Genomic DNA, 14,888 nt, shown 5'->3' with positions numbered 1-14,888 from the left:
GCCCTCACTGGTTCAGCTCAGGGTCCATCGCTGGTTGGACGCGCCGTCACAGGTCCACAGTTGTACGAGGGTGCCGTTGGTGGTGCCGGCGCCGGTGACGTCCAGGCACAGACCGGACTGGGCGCTGGTGACGGTGCCGTTGGAGTTCAGCGTCCACTGCTGGTTGCTCTGGCCGTTGCAGGTCCAGGTGACGACCTTGGTGCCGGGGCTGGTGCCCCGGCCGGAGGCGTCCAGGCACAGCCGGCTGCCGCCGGAGTAGACGGTGAGCTCGTGGGAGGCGGACTGGGACCAGGTCTGGTTCGCCGCGCCGGTGCAGTCCCGGATCTGCGTCTGCGTGCCCGGTGTCGTGGACGCGCCCGGCACCTCCAGGCATCTGCCCGCACCTACCGCACGCAGCGCACCCGTACCGCTGGGGGGAGTGGTGGTCGGGGGCACGAACGGGCACTTGCCGTGATAGATCGAGATGCCGGCGGGGTCGGCCAGGGCCGGGCAGAGGAACTGGGTGTAGCGGGTGTCCTCGTCGACGAAGGTCTTGAGCCAGGGGATCAGGACCTTCATCTCGGTGTTGTTGGGGTGGGTGTAGTAGACGTGGTCGGCTCCGGCGATCTGGAGGAAGGCGCTCTGCGTGGCGGCGGGCATGGTGGCGTACAGGCCGTCGAGGTAGGAAGGGGTGACGACGGTGTCTTTCTGCCCCCCGATGACCATGGTGGGCACCTGGTCGGTGGCCAGGTTCTGTGAGGGGGAGAAGGGCGCGAGGGCGATGGCGGCCTTCAGCGACGGCCGTCGTTCGGAGGCGTTGACGACCCCGCCCCCGCCCATCGAGTGGCCGATGACCGCGAGCCGTCCGGGGTCGACCCGGTCACGCACGGGGCTTCGCTGGGTGAGATAGTCCAGCGCTGCCAGCAGTTGGGTGCCTCGGGCGGTGTCGTAGTCGGTGCGGCTGTTGGTCTCGACCCCGATCACGACGAAACCGAAGGACGACAGCCATGGCCCCATCCATGCCTCTTCGTCGGCGAAACGGGCGGTGTAGCCGGGGACGATCGCGACGGCGCCCCAGGTGCCCAGACTGGTGTCGGTGGGATAGTAGATCGTGCCGCCGTTGAATCCGTTGCCGGGTGGCACGCTGACCGACGCGGTGGTGAAGGGGCCGCTGGTGGCGGCGACACTCGCCACGGTGGGATCAGGGCCGCGCTGGTGGGGCTTGCCGACGGCCGACGCCGGTTGGATGGTCACGAGCATCGCAGCGATGAGCCCCGCGACGATTGCGGCCGCAACCGTCGTGACGGACCGTGCGCGCAAGCCGGGCTGCTTCCGGCCGGACGGTAAGCCTTCGGCTCCCCGCCGTGAAAGTGCGCTTCTTGCCATCAGTAACCTCCTTGGTGCAACCAGGCTTCGACAGCCGGCCCAGACGCCCGCACACGGCGACCACCGCCGTGCGGGCAAGGGGTGATCGGATCCTCGTGGCTGGTGCGGTCCGGCGCTCACTCGTACTCGGCCGCGACGACACCGGGCGTTCCGCGGCGCTCCCGGCGGTATCCCGTGGTAGTCGGCGGCGCGCAGCGCGAATCCGGAGGCCGGGATCGAGCGGGACCTCGTCGACGGCCGTCCGAGCGCTGGGGCCCACGCGGTGCCCGTCGTCGAACCGGTTGCCTGTGGCGTGGCCGCCTCGCACCTCGCTGACGCCGTCAGCATGGTCGCCGTCGTATGCAGAGCAATGGCAGCCGTGGCCGGGCGGTCAGGTCTCGTCTCATCGCGTCATCCCTCGAGATCGGCGCAACTTCGCTACGGCTGTGTGGCGCAAGGGTGCTCGGTCTGTGGAGGTGGGCCGCGCGTACGGCGTCGCAGCCACCCCGGGGGAGCTCGTAACGGATGGTGCTGTTCTCGCGTCCTGGTGCCCGGCGGTGCGTGCAGCCGGTCTGTGCGCCCCGGCGGGTCGGAGGGGGGCGGACGAAGGGTGCCCGAGTGCCACGAGTCGTGGGGGAACGGCCTCGGGCTGCCGGGAACCGTCCCGCGTCTCACGTACCACCGGACGGTGTGGAGCGAATCGATTCCACGCAAGCGCTTCGACGGGATGGTACGACCAGCGGAGTGTGGGGTCAATGGCGTGACACGCGGCGAAGGCGGCACCGATGCGCGGGCCGAGACGCCGCCGCTTCGGCCAGTGCCTACCGCACCGGCCCTCCGTCATATGGGGTTTGCCAGCTGCATGCCTGCTCACCGACATGATGGACAGGCACCCGGCGAGCTGGGCCCGGCCGTCAGACACCCCCGCGCGCCCCGTACGGCGGGAGGCCACGCCGCCATCCGTAGGCCTCCACCCCTTGAATTGTTCGAGCGGCCGATCGGTCCCGAACCGCGGGAATCAGCCGTCGAACCGATTCCGCGACAAGGTTCGCAACAGGAGCCTCCGCGCCCTTGACACCCTGTGAAGCCGGGAGCACCGTCTCCCCCCGAAACCTCTCTGCAATCTCGCTGTAAGTACGGCACCTCCAAGCGCTTGCGGATTGTCAGCGCCACCAACACGACCCGATCGGGTTGCGTCGGCACGGTAGGGAGATCGGATGCGAACCACACGTACAAGACGCCACCTGCTGTCCGGGCGCGGCGGCGTGCGACGGTTACTCGCGGCCCGGCGCCGTGGCGGGCCGGACGACGTGCCGTACCGGGCACACGTCCCTCTGCTGGTACGCTCACCCGGCTCCCGGCCGAAAGCGTTCGCCAGTGCGGGGGCCGCGGCCGTGCTCGTGGCCGGCACGCTGGCCGGCGCCACGGCCACCGCGGGTACGGCCACGGCGGGTACGGCCCGTGCCGACACGTCCGGGCCGTGCGACATCTACGCCGCAGGCGGTACGCCCTGCGTGGCGGCGCACAGCACGACACGAGCGTTGTACGCCTCGTACAACGGGCCGCTCTACCAGGTCCGGCGTGCCTCGGACAACACCATCCGGAACATCGGCGTCCTTAGCGCGGGCGGGTACGCCGACGCGGCCGCCCAGGACTCGTTCTGCTCGGGGACCACCTGCCTGATCACGATCATCTACGACCAGTCCGGCCGCGGCAACAACCTCACCCAGGCGCCCGGGGGCGGTGCCGCGGGAGGCCCCGACAATCTCGCGAACGCGACCGCCGCACCCACCACGGTGGGCGGCCACAAGGCCTACGGCGTATACGTTGCCCCCGGCACGGGCTACCGCAACAACCGCACCAACGGCATCGCGACCGGGGACAACCCGGAGGGCATGTACGCGATCTTCGACGGCACGCACTACAACGGCGGCTGCTGCTTCGACTACGGCAACGCCGAGACGGACAGCAACGACGACGGCAACGGCACCATGGAGGCCATCTACTTCGGCAACATCAGGGTCTGGGGCTACGGATCGGGCAACGGCCCCTGGATCATGGCCGATCTGGAGAACGGCCTGTTCTCCGGTGTCAACCAGCACTACAACGCAAACGATCCGACCATCAACTACCGTTACACGACCGCCATCATCAAGGGCGGCCCGAACCACTGGGCGATCCGTGGCGGCAACGCGCAGTCCGGAAACCTTTCCACCTTCTACGACGGGGTGCGTCCCAACGTCCCGGGCTACAACCCGATGCGGAAGCAGGGTGCCATCATCCTGGGCACCGGCGGTGACAACAGCAAGGGCGCCCAAGGCACGTTCTACGAAGGTGTGATGACCTCCGGCTACCCGTCGGACGCCACCGAGAACGCGGTGCAGGCCAACATCACCGCGGCCGGATACAGCAACGCCCCTTCCGGCGGGACGAGCATCGGTGCGCTGCATGCGGTGGGCGCGGGCAAGTGCCTGGACGTGCCGAACTCGTCCACCACGGCCGGTACGCAACTGCAGATCTGGGACTGCAGCGGTGGCGACAACCAGAAATGGACCCGCACGTCCTCCAACCAGCTGACCGTCTACAGCGGTGGCAGCCAGATGTGCCTGGACGCGTACAACAACCAGACGTCCGCCGGCACCAAGGTGGTGACCTGGCCGTGCAACAGCGGTGCCAACCAGCAGTGGCAGCTGAACTCCGACGGCACCGTCACCGGCACCCAGTCCGGACTCTGCCTCGACGTCACCGGCGCCTCCACCGCCAACGGCGCCCTGGCGGAACTCTGGCCGTGCAACGGGGGATCCAACCAGAAATGGAGTCTCGACTGACCTGACCGGCTCCAGCCCGTGGCCGGCTCGCCACCGGTCACGGGCACCCGCCAATCTGGCCGACAGCCCAACACGCCAGCGCACACGCGCCGCCACCGGAGGATGACGATGTCCAGAGCCAGAGTGCTCCGCGGCCTCTTGGCCGCCCCAGTAGCTCTGCTCGCCCTACTGGCCGCGAGCCTGGGCGCGGCAGGGCCCGCGGGAGCCGCACCCGCGGAGCGCCGGGCGTCGCCCGCTGCCCTGTACGTGGCGCCGGACGCTGCTCCCGGCGGGAACGGCACCGCCGAGCAGCCGTTCGCGACGATCGACCAGGCGCAGCAGCCCGCCCACCGGCTCTCGGCCGATTCGGACGTCGTGGTCCACCTGGCCGGTGGCACCTACCGGCTGTCCAAGCCGCTGACCTTCGGCTCCGACGACGGCAGCCAGAACGGCCACACCATCACCTACCAGGCGGTGTCCGGACGGCAGCCGGTCGTGAGCGGCGCCCAGCAGGTGTCAAGTTGGCAGGTTCATGATCAGAGTAGCGGCATCTGGTCTGCTCACGTCGGCACCGGTGTGAACACGCGCCAGCTGTACGTGAACGGCAGGGAGGCACCGCGGGCGGCGGTCCAGGTGCCCCGCTCCGCTTTCACCTTCACCCAGACCGGCCTCACCGTCACCGACTCGTCCCTCGACTACCTGGCCGGGCTCTCGGACAAGAGCCACATGGAAGTCGAGAGCGTCAACTCCTTCACCGACCGCTACGCGCCGGTCCAGTCGATCAACGGCAGGACCATCACAATGCAGCAGCCCGCGTGGAACAACAACTCCTGGGGCTACGACACCATCAACTCGCCGTTCGCCGGCGGCACGATGTACCTCGAGAACAACTACGCGTTTCTGAAACAGGCCGGACAGTGGTATCTCGACTCGTCCACCGGTGACCTGTACTACCGGGCCCAGCCGGGGCAGAACCCGAACAGCTTAGACATCGAACTGCCCCGGCTGCAGAGCCTGCTCAGCATCAGCGGCGGCTACGGCTCACCCGCGACCGGCCTGGGTTTCACCGGTATCCGGTTCACGGGGACCTCCTGGCTCGGCCCGAGCGGCTCCGACGGCTACGCGGACCAGCAGAGCGGCGCGCACATCACCGGTGCCTTCGCGATGCCCGCCAACTGGCTCAGTACCTGCAAGTCGGGGTGCACCCAGTTCGAGGCCACCCGCAACCACTGGGCGCAGATGCCCGCGGCCGTGCAGGTCTCCGCCGCCACCGGCATCACCTTCTCCGGTGACACGTTCTCCGAACTCGGACAGGTGGGCCTGGGCGTAGGCAACGACGGCGTCGCCACGGCCTCCGGCACCGGACTCGGCGCGAACGGCATCACCGTCACCGGCAACACGTTCACCGACGATGCCGGCAGCGGCATCCAGGTCGGGGGGATCCAGCCGGACGCGCACCACCCCGGCAACCCGCGGATGACCAACCAGAACATCACCATCAGCAATAACCGGGTCAGCGGGGTGGGCACCGACTACAAGGAGACCGCGGGCATCCTGTCCACCTACGTCACGAACGCGACGATCACCCACAACCAGTGCGACCACCTTCCCTACGACGGGATCGACATCGGCTGGGGCTGGGGCATGAACGACCCGGGCGGCAGTCAGGACTACGTCAACCGAGGCACGTACAACTACCAGCCCATCTACAGCACCCCCACGACGCTGAAGAACAACACCGTCTCCCACAACCTGGTCTTCGACACCAAGAAGGCGATGTTCGACGGCGGCAGCATCTACAGCCTGTCCGCGAATCCCGGCTCGGTGATCTCCGACAACTACATGTACGGCAACAACCACACCACCGCGCTGTACCTGGACGAGGGATCCAGGTACCTGACGGTGTCCCACAACGTGGTGCAGGACGCCGGCAACTGGGCGCTCACCAATGCCAGCGGCAACAACCACACCGACGACAGCACCTTCTCCGGCAACTGGTACAACGGCGGCAACACGTACGTCGCCACCGGGCCCCCGCACAACAACGTCCTCACCGGCAACGTCCAGGTCAGCGGCACCAACTGGCCGCAGGGTGCGAGGCAGGTCATCCAGCAGGCAGGCGTCCAGCCGTCCGGCGGCGACTTCCCTACCGGCTACCACCAGCTGGTGATCAGCAGCGACGGCCTGTGCCTGGACGTGTACGGCAACTCCGGCAGTGCGGACGCCGCGATCGACCAGTGGACGTGCAACGGCCAGAGCAACCAGCAGTTCCAGTTCCTGCCGGTCTCGGGCGGTTACGGCCAGTTGCAGGCCCAGATCTCCGGGCTGGTCGTAGCCGTGTCGGGCGGCTCCACGACCGCCGGTACACCCGACATCGTGCAACAGGCCCCGGGCGGCGGGGACGGCAGTCTGTGGCTGCCGGTGCAGCAGTCCGACGGCTCGTACACCTTCAAGAACCAGAACAGCGGCCTGTGCCTGGACGTCTACGGCGGCAGCAGCAGCCCAGGCCAGCAACTCGACCAATGGACCTGCAAGAACACCGCCGGCAGCAACGAGGACTTCACCCTCCGCTGACCGACTCGCTCCCACACCCCTGTCGCGCACCCGTGAGGAACGCTGATGAAGAAGTACCCGGCACTCTTGGCCGCGGCGCTGACGGCCGCGCTCGGCGTGTGCACCGTATGGCCGGTGGCTGCCGCCCCCGGCACCGGGGCGCCGCCCGCCGCCGGGCAGGCCGCGGCCGCACCCACCGCCTTGCGGCTGATGCCGATGGGCGACTCGATCACCTGGGGTGTCGGCAGCCCCTCGGGGAACGGTTACCGCGGTTTCCTGTGGAACCAGCTGGCGGCCGACGGCCACACCCTGGACTTCGTCGGTTCGGGCCGGGCCGGCACCATGCCGGACCCGGACAACGAAGGCCACTCCGGCTGGCGGATCGACCAGATAGCCGGCATCGCTGACTCCGCGCTGGCACGTTACCGGCCCAACGTGGTGACCCTGGAGATCGGCACCAACGATCTGAACGGCAACTACCAGGTGCCGACCGCCCCCGACCGGCTCCACGGCCTCATCGACCGGATCACCGACGACGTACCCGACGTGACCGTCCTCGTCGGCACCCTGATCGTCTCCACCAGCGGCACCGAGGAGGCCAACCGGCCCGCGTTCAACGCCAGGCTCCCCGGAATCGTCCAGGCCGAGCAGGCTGCCGGCAAGCACGTACTCCTGGTGGACATGAGCGCGCTGACTTCCGCGGACCTCGCCGACTCGCTGCACCCCAACGACAACGGCTACCGCAAGATGGCGGACGCCTTCAGCGCCGGGGTCCGGGCCGCGGACGCGGCAGGCTGGATCAAGCCCCCGCCGGTCTCCACGGGCGGGCAGGTGCGCTCCGGGGTCGAGGGGAAGTGCCTGGACGTCTCCGGCGGCAACAGCGCCAACGGGACCGCCGTGGACATCCGGTCCTGCGACGGCTCCGACGCGCAATCGTGGTCCGCGCGCTCCGACGGCACCCTGCGGGTACTCGGGAAGTGCCTCGACGCGAGCGGCCGCGGTACCGCCAACGGCACCAGGATCCAGATCTGGGACTGCAACGGCGGCACCAACCAGCAGTGGCAGGCGTACGACGGCGGCTACCGCAATCCGGTCTCGGGCCGCTGTCTCGACGACCCCGGCTCGTCCACCACCGACGGCACGCAACTGGTTCTGTGGAACTGCAACGGCGGCGCCAACCAGAAGTGGACCTCTCTACCGGTCACCTGAACCCTCCCCTACCCGGCTTCACCTCAGCACTTCTCGTGACCGGTCCACACCCCCCACCCGAGGAGAATGATCGCCCATGTCCTGGCTCAACAAGGGGCCCGGTGTCCGCAAGGCCCTGACCTCGGCAACCGCGCTGACCGCCGGCACCGTGCTGGCCCTGGCCGGCGCGGCGACGACCGCGGCCCATGCGGCCGCCGGCACGCTGGGCGCGGCCGCGGCCGGCAGCGGCCGCTACTTCGGTACGGCCGTAGCCGCCGGAAGGCTCGGTGACTCGACGTACTCCACGATTCTCGACCGGGAATTCAACATGATCACCCCGGAGAACGAGATGAAGTGGGACACCGTCGAACCGTCCCGCGGCAACTTCAACTTCGGCCCGGCCGACCAGATCGTCGGCCACGCCACCGCGCACGGTCAGCGGATGCGCGGGCACACCCTGGTGTGGCACTCGCAGCTGCCCGGCTGGGTCGGCGGCATCAGGGATGCGAACACCCTGCGCAGTGTGATGGACAACCACATCACCAGCGAGATGACCCACTTCAAGGGCAGGATCTACGCCTGGGACGTGGTCAACGAGGCCTTCGCCGACAACGGCAGCGGTCAGCAGCGCAGTTCGGTGTTCCATGACGTGCTGGGCAACGGATTCATCGAGGAGGCGTTCCGCACCGCGCGGGCCGCCGACCCTTCGGCCAAGCTCTGCTACAACGACTACAACATCGAGAACTGGAGCGACGCCAAGACCCAGGGTGTCTACAACATGGTGCGCGACTTCAAGTCGCGCGGTGTGCCCATCGACTGCGTGGGTTTCCAGAGCCACTTCGGCGCCGGCGGTCCGCCGTCGAGCTTCCAGACCACCCTGTCCAACTTCGCCGCCCTCGGCGTCGACGTCCAGATCACCGAACTCGACATCGCCCAGGCACCGCCCACGGCCTACGCGAACACCGTCAAGGCCTGTATGAACGTCGCCCGCTGCACCGGCATCACCGCCTGGGGCATCCGGGACAGCGACTCCTGGCGCAGCGGGGACAATCCGCTGCTGTTCGACCGCAACGGCAACAAGAAGCCGGCCTACGACGCGGCCCTGTCCGCGCTGGGCGGCAGTGGGGGGAACCCGGGGGAGCCAGGGGGCATCGTCTCGGGCCAGGTCTACGCGCTGAGCGATGTCGCCGCGGGACGGGTGCTGGACGTGCCGGGCGGGCAGACGGGGAACGGTACGCAGTTGCAGGTCTGGGACGCCAACGGTGGTGCCGCGAACCAGCAGTGGCGGGCGAGTCAGAACGGTGATGGTTCGTACACGCTGACGAACATCGCCAGTGGGCGGGTTCTGGACGAGCCGGGCGGCCAGACGGGCAACGGCACGCGGGTGGTGATCTGGGACGCCAATGGCGGCGCCAACCAGCACTGGCGGGCGAGCCGGAACGATGACGGTTCGTACACCCTGACCAACGTCGCCTCCGGCAGGGTGCTGGAGATTCCCGCCGGGCAGAGCGCCAACGGGGCCCCCGTCCAGATCTGGGACGCGGGCGGCGGCGCCAACCAGCACTGGAACCTCAGGTGAGGTAAGGGCGCCGAGCACCCTCCTGTCGCTGGAACCTCGGCGGACCGGAACGAACACCCGCGCCCGGCACGGCGGCCGTCGCCGGACGCGGGTTTCGCCATGCCGTCACAGCGGTCTGACCAGGCAGAAACATGGGATGAATCTAGGTCGGTGGATGGAGAGGAGTCTATTGACAGCTGTGAGTTCCGTGTGGAATCACTATCGACATGGGATGTCTGAGGGTTCTCTGAGAGTCCTCTCGGGCGCCCTGGCCCCCCGGACAGGCACGGCACTCTCTGTCCCCTTCCCCCACATATCCAAGGAACAGAATGCAGCCTTCAACCGCTCCGTCCCGGAGCCCCGCGGCTCCCGGACGACGCTTACCGGCGGCCGCCGCCGTCTCCGTGATGGCACTGCTGGCCATGTTGCTGGCCGCCGCGCCGACATGGTCGGCGTCGGCGTCGGCGGCGCCCCTGGTGAGCTCGGCGTCGGGGCGGTGCCTGGACGTCAAGGGCAACGTCGACACGCCGGGAACGGCGCTGCAGATATGGGACTGCAACGACCAGGCCAACCAGGCCTTCGAGTTCACGTCGGCGGGTGAACTCAGGACGATGAACGGCACCCGGTGCGTGGACGCCTACGACAACCGGACGGCTCCCGGAGCCGCGGTGGTCATCCGGTCGTGCGACGGCCGGCCGACCCAGGTGTGGCGGGAGAACTCCGACGGATCCGTCACCGGTGTGGCGTCCGGACTCTGCCTGGATGTCAACGGGGCGGGAACGGCCAACGGCACCGCGGTGATCCTGTGGACCTGTAACGGCCAGAGCAATCAGAAGTGGAGCACTCCGGCACCTCCGCCTCCGCCACCGCCCGGTGGATCGGGCCCGTGCGACATCTACGCCGCGGGCGGTACGCCGTGCGTGGCCGCGCACAGCACGGTGCGGGCGCTCTACAGTTCGTACCACGGCGCCCTGTACCAGGTCAGGCGCTCCTCGGACAACGCGACCAGGGACATCGGGGTGCTGACACCCGGCGGCGTCGCCGACGCGGCGGCCCAGGACTCCTTCTGCGCGGGCACCACGTGCGTGATCACGGTCGTCCGCGACCAGTCCGGACACGGCAACGACCTGTGGTACCAGGGCTCGGCCCAGGTCCCCGGATCGAGTCAGAGCAGCCCCTCGAAGGCGACCTCCGAGTCGCTGACCGCCGGGGGCAGCAAGGCGTACTCGCTGTACATCAACCCCGGGAACAGCTACTGGCGGGACGGCCACCTAACGGGCGTGCCGACCGGTACCGCGCCCGAAGAGGCGTACATGGTGACCAGCGGCACCCACGTCAACGGCGGCTGCTGCTTCGACTACGGCAACAGCGAGACGACCCGTAAGGCCGACGCCGCCGGGGCGATGGACGCGATCAACTTCGGCACCGAATGCTGGTTCGGCGGCTGCGCCGGCAGCGGTCCCTGGGTGCAGGCCGACCTCGAGTGGGGCCTGTACTCCGGCGGCAGCCAGTCCTGGAACCGCAACCAGCGCGCGTTTCCGAGCAAGTTCGTCACCGCGATGCTGAAGAACAACGGGACGTCGAGGTTCGCCCTCAAGGGCGGCAACGCGCAGTCCGGCGGCCTGACCACCCTGTGGGACGGCGGGCTCCCCGGCGGATACAGCCCGATGAAGAAGCAGGGAGCCATCGTCCTCGGGAGCGGCGGCGACTGCTGCAAACCCGGCGGCGGTGCCAACCTGAGCGCCGGCACCTTCTACGAAGGGGCGATCGTCGCCGGCTACCCCTCCGATGCGACCGACGACGCGGTGCAGGCCAACATCACCGCCGCCGGCTACCGCTGAGCCGCTCTCACCGGTGTTTCGGGCGGTCTTCCGGCCCGTCCGAAGCACCGCCGCGGGACCTTCCCCGCTGTCCATGCGTGTGTTCTCCCCCAACTCGGCCCACCTCGGCCCAGGAGTCGATGAATCATGCCCGTGACCACTGAGAGAGCCAGGCGCCTGCCACCGCTGCGCGCGCTGCTTTCCTTGCGCAAGGCCCTGGCGATCGCCTTCTCGACCGTGCTGCTCGCCGTGGCCGCCCCCCTCCTCGCCCTCGACACGGCGCAGCCCGCCGCCGCGCTGGGCAACGGCCTCGCGCTGACCCCGCAGATGGGTTTCAACGACTGGAACGCGTACGGCTGCAACGTCTCCGAGTCGCTGATCAAGTCCACCGCGCAGGCGATGCACACCAACGGCATGCAGGCGGCGGGCTATTCGTACGTGAACATCGACGACTGCTGGATGACCCACAGTCGCGATTCCGGCGGACGGCTGGTGCCGGACCCGGCCAAGTTCCCCGACGGCATCAAGGGCACCGCGGACTACGTGCACTCGCTGGGGCTGAAGCTGGGGATCTACGAGGACGCGGGCACCGCGACCTGCGCCGGGTACCCGGGCAGCCTCGGGCACGAGACCACGGACGCACAGTCGTTCGCGTCGTGGGGCGTGGACTACCTGAAGTACGACAACTGCAACAACACCGGAGTGCCGGGGCGGACTCGGTACACCGCGATGCGTGACGCCCTGGCCGCCACCGGCCGGCCTATCCTGTTCAGCCTGTGCAACTGGGGCCAGGAGAACGTGTGGACCTGGGGCGCGGGCGTGGGCAACAGCTGGCGCACCACCGGGGACATCACCGCCAGCTTCTCCAGCATGCTGTCGATCTTCCACAGCAACGTGGGACTGGCCTCCTACGCCGGCCCCGGCCACTGGAACGACCCGGACATGCTGGAGGTCGGCAACGGTTCGCTGACGGCCACCGAGAGCCGCAGCGAGTTCAGTCTGTGGGCGGAGATGGCTGCGCCGCTGATCGCCGGCACCAACATCCCTTCGGCCAGTGCGGACACCCTGTCCACGCTCACCAACTCCCGGGTGATCGCGGTCGACCAGGACCCGCTGGGCAAGCAGGGCACGATGGTCTCCTCCTCGGGCGGCCTGGACGTGCTGGCCAAGCCGCTCGCCAACGGGGACGTGTCGGTGGCGCTGTTCAACGAGACGGGCTCGACGGCGAACATCACCACCACCGCGGCCGCCATCGGGAAGACCGGGGCGTCCGCCTACACCCTGACCGACCTGTGGTCGGGGGCGTCCTCGACCACCTCCGGAACGATCAGCGCCTCGGTACCGGCACACGGCACGGTGATGTACCGGGTCGCGGGCGGCACCACCAGCGGTGGCGGCACCAGCGTGACCGGCGAGCTGCACGCGGTGGGTGCCGGCAAGTGCCTGGACGTACCGAACTCGACCACCACCGCCGGCACCCAGGTGGAGATCTGGAGCTGCAACGGCGGGGCCAACCAGATATGGACGCACTCCACCTCCAACCAGCTCACCGTCTACGCCGGCAGCCGCCAGATGTGCCTGGACGCCTACAACAACCAGACCAGCCCCGGGACGACGGTGGAGATCTGGTCGTGCAACGGCCAGACCAACCAGCAGTGGACGCTGAACCCGGGCGGCACGATCACCGGCGTCCAGTCCGGACTGTGCCTGGACGTCACCGGAGGGGCCACGGCCGACGGCACCCTCGCCGAACTGCGGACCTGCAACGGCAGCAGCAGCCAGCGGTGGACCCTGGGATGAGTCCCCCTCCGCGCCTCGGCCGAGCACCGGCCGGGCCCTCCTGCGGTCCTGCCTGCCGCGGACAGCCGGGCGCCTCCGCATCGACCACCCGCAGCTTCGGCGCCGCCGTGGGGGCGGCACCGCCACAGAGGAGGTCCCCATGATCGAACCAGCCGGCCACCACCGGCGACGGCGATGGAAAGCCGTGCTCCTTGTCGCCCTGGCGATGGCCCTGGCCGCGTTCGGCGCGCCGGCGTTCGCCAAACCCTCGCAGCCCGGTACCACCGCCACCGTCCAGCCGGCGGCCCACCGTGCGGCGGACGCGTCGCTCCCGTGCGACATCTACGCCGCGGGCGGCACTCCGTGTGTGACGGCGCACGCTACCACCCGGGCGCTCTTCGCGTCGTACAACGGGCCGCTGTACCAGATCCAGCGGTCCTCCGACCACAGCTACCGCGACATCGGTGTGCTCAGCGCGGGTGGATACGCCGACGCGGCTTCCCAGGTCTCATTCTGCGCGGGCACCTCGTGCACGATCACGAAGATCTACGACCAGACCAGCATGCACAACGACCTGCCGATCTCCTGGGGCGGCTTCTGGAAGGGGCCCGGTCCGAACGGATCCGACGTCGGCGCGGACGCCATGGCCCTGCCGGTGACCGCGGCCGGCCACCAGGTCTTCGGCGTCAAGGTCAAGCAAGGTGTCGGCTACCGGATCGACCACGCGAAGGGTGTGGCCACCGGTTCCCAGCCCGAAGGCGTCTACATGGTGACGTCGTCGAACTTCACGAACCAGTGGTGCTGCTTCGACTACGGCAGCGGTGAGAACTCCCACACCGACACCGGCAACGCCACCATGAACGCCATCTACTGGGGTAACGCCTGCTGGTTCAACGGGTGCACGGGCAACGGTCCCTGGGTCGAGGCCGACCTGGAGAACGGTATGTACCACACCAACACCGGTTCCAACAAAGACCCAGGCAATACCGGTGTGCACTTCCCGTTCGTCAGCGCGTGGCTGAAGAACAACGGCACCAGCAACTTCACCCTCAAATACGGCAACGGCAGCAGCGGCGGCCTGACCACCACCTTCTCCGGCCCCTTGCCGAACGGCTACTCACCGATGAAGCTCGACAGTTCGGTCCTGCTCGGCACCGGAGGCGACAACAGTGTCTCGGGCACCGGCGAGTTCTTCGAAGGCGCCATGACGGCGGGCTACCCCTCCGACGCCACCGAGAACGCCGTGCAGGCCGCCGTCACCGCCGCCGGCTACGGGGTGGGCGGCGGCGGTGGCAACACGACGGGTGCGCTGCGGGCGGTGGGTGCGGGCAGGTGTCTGGAGGTGCCGGGCGCGTCCACGACGCCGGGCACGCAGACGCAGATCCGGGACTGCGCCGGCGCGGCGAACCAGACCTGGTCCAAGACCGCCTCCCAGGAGCTCACCGTGTATTCCGGCGGCAGCCGGCTGTGCCTGGACGCCTCGGGCCGGGGCACGAGCCCCGGCACCAAGGCCATCACCTGGACCTGCAACGGCCAGACCAACCAGCAGTGGAACGTCAACACGGACGGCACCGTCACCAACGCCCAGTCCGGCCTGTGCCTCGACGTCACCGGCGCCGCCACCACCAACGGCACCTCCGTCGAACTGTGGACCTGCAACGGCGGATCCAACCAGCAATGGTCACTGGGCTGACCTTGTGAGAGACCCGCGCTCGACGCCGGGGCGGAATCCGACCGCCGCCCCGGCATGCCACCGCGCCGCGCCGCCTCGAGCAGGGGAGCGGGCCCCGTCCATGACGCGCGCCGCAGCACCGCGGCGCCGAACCGGGAGGAGGATCG

Annotated in this window: 7 protein-coding genes and 1 pseudogene; 7 read left to right on the top strand and 1 reads right to left on the bottom strand. The window is 69.0% G+C overall.

What is annotated here, in order from left to right:
• Positions 1-12: 12 nt before the first annotated feature.
• Entirely contained in the window at positions 13-1,239 is a 1,227-nt protein-coding gene (locus ABZ915_RS44745; RefSeq protein ID WP_361815938.1) for a ricin-type beta-trefoil lectin domain protein, read from the bottom strand.
• Between the two features lie 1,322 nt (positions 1,240-2,561).
• Between ABZ915_RS44745 and ABZ915_RS44740 the strand changes: the two genes are divergently transcribed.
• The 7 genes and pseudogenes from ABZ915_RS44740 (at position 2,562) to ABZ915_RS44710 (ending at position 14,742) form a co-directional block, all read left to right on the top strand.
• Positions 2,562-4,172 (top strand): arabinofuranosidase catalytic domain-containing protein, encoded by a 1,611-nt coding sequence (locus ABZ915_RS44740; protein ID WP_361815935.1) that lies wholly within the window; start codon positions 2,562-2,564, stop codon positions 4,170-4,172.
• A 108-nt stretch (positions 4,173-4,280) separates the two neighbouring features.
• Positions 4,281-6,725: an RICIN domain-containing protein gene (locus tag ABZ915_RS44735; protein WP_361815932.1), complete on the top strand. Its 2,445-nt coding sequence runs from the start codon at positions 4,281-4,283 to the stop codon at positions 6,723-6,725.
• Positions 6,726-6,770: 45 nt separating this feature from the next.
• Positions 6,771-7,913 carry a ricin-type beta-trefoil lectin domain protein gene (locus ABZ915_RS44730; RefSeq protein WP_361815929.1) on the top strand — a complete coding sequence of 381 codons (1,143 nt, stop codon included), beginning with the start codon at positions 6,771-6,773 and terminating at the stop codon, positions 7,911-7,913.
• Between the two features lie 76 nt (positions 7,914-7,989).
• Positions 7,990-9,468, top strand: a pseudogene (locus tag ABZ915_RS44725) (endo-1,4-beta-xylanase); the annotation flags it as partial.
• A gap of 389 nt (positions 9,469-9,857) precedes the next feature.
• Entirely contained in the window at positions 9,858-11,291 is a 1,434-nt protein-coding gene (locus ABZ915_RS44720; protein WP_361815926.1) for an arabinofuranosidase catalytic domain-containing protein, read from the top strand.
• Between the two features lie 126 nt (positions 11,292-11,417).
• Positions 11,418-13,070, top strand: coding sequence for a ricin-type beta-trefoil lectin domain protein (locus tag ABZ915_RS44715; protein WP_361815923.1), 1,653 nt, complete (start codon positions 11,418-11,420; stop codon positions 13,068-13,070).
• 139 nt (positions 13,071-13,209) lie between these two features.
• Positions 13,210-14,742, top strand: a complete 1,533-nt coding sequence (locus tag ABZ915_RS44710) for an arabinofuranosidase catalytic domain-containing protein (RefSeq protein WP_361815921.1) — start codon at positions 13,210-13,212, stop codon at positions 14,740-14,742.
• Positions 14,743-14,888: the final 146 nt, after the last annotated feature.

This window comes from Streptomyces sp. NPDC046915, from assembly GCF_040644935.1.
Lineage (GTDB): Bacteria > Actinomycetota > Actinomycetes > Streptomycetales > Streptomycetaceae > Streptomyces.
The sequence above is the reverse complement of the archived record's forward strand: the minus strand, read 5'-3'. Positions and strand labels throughout refer to the sequence as shown.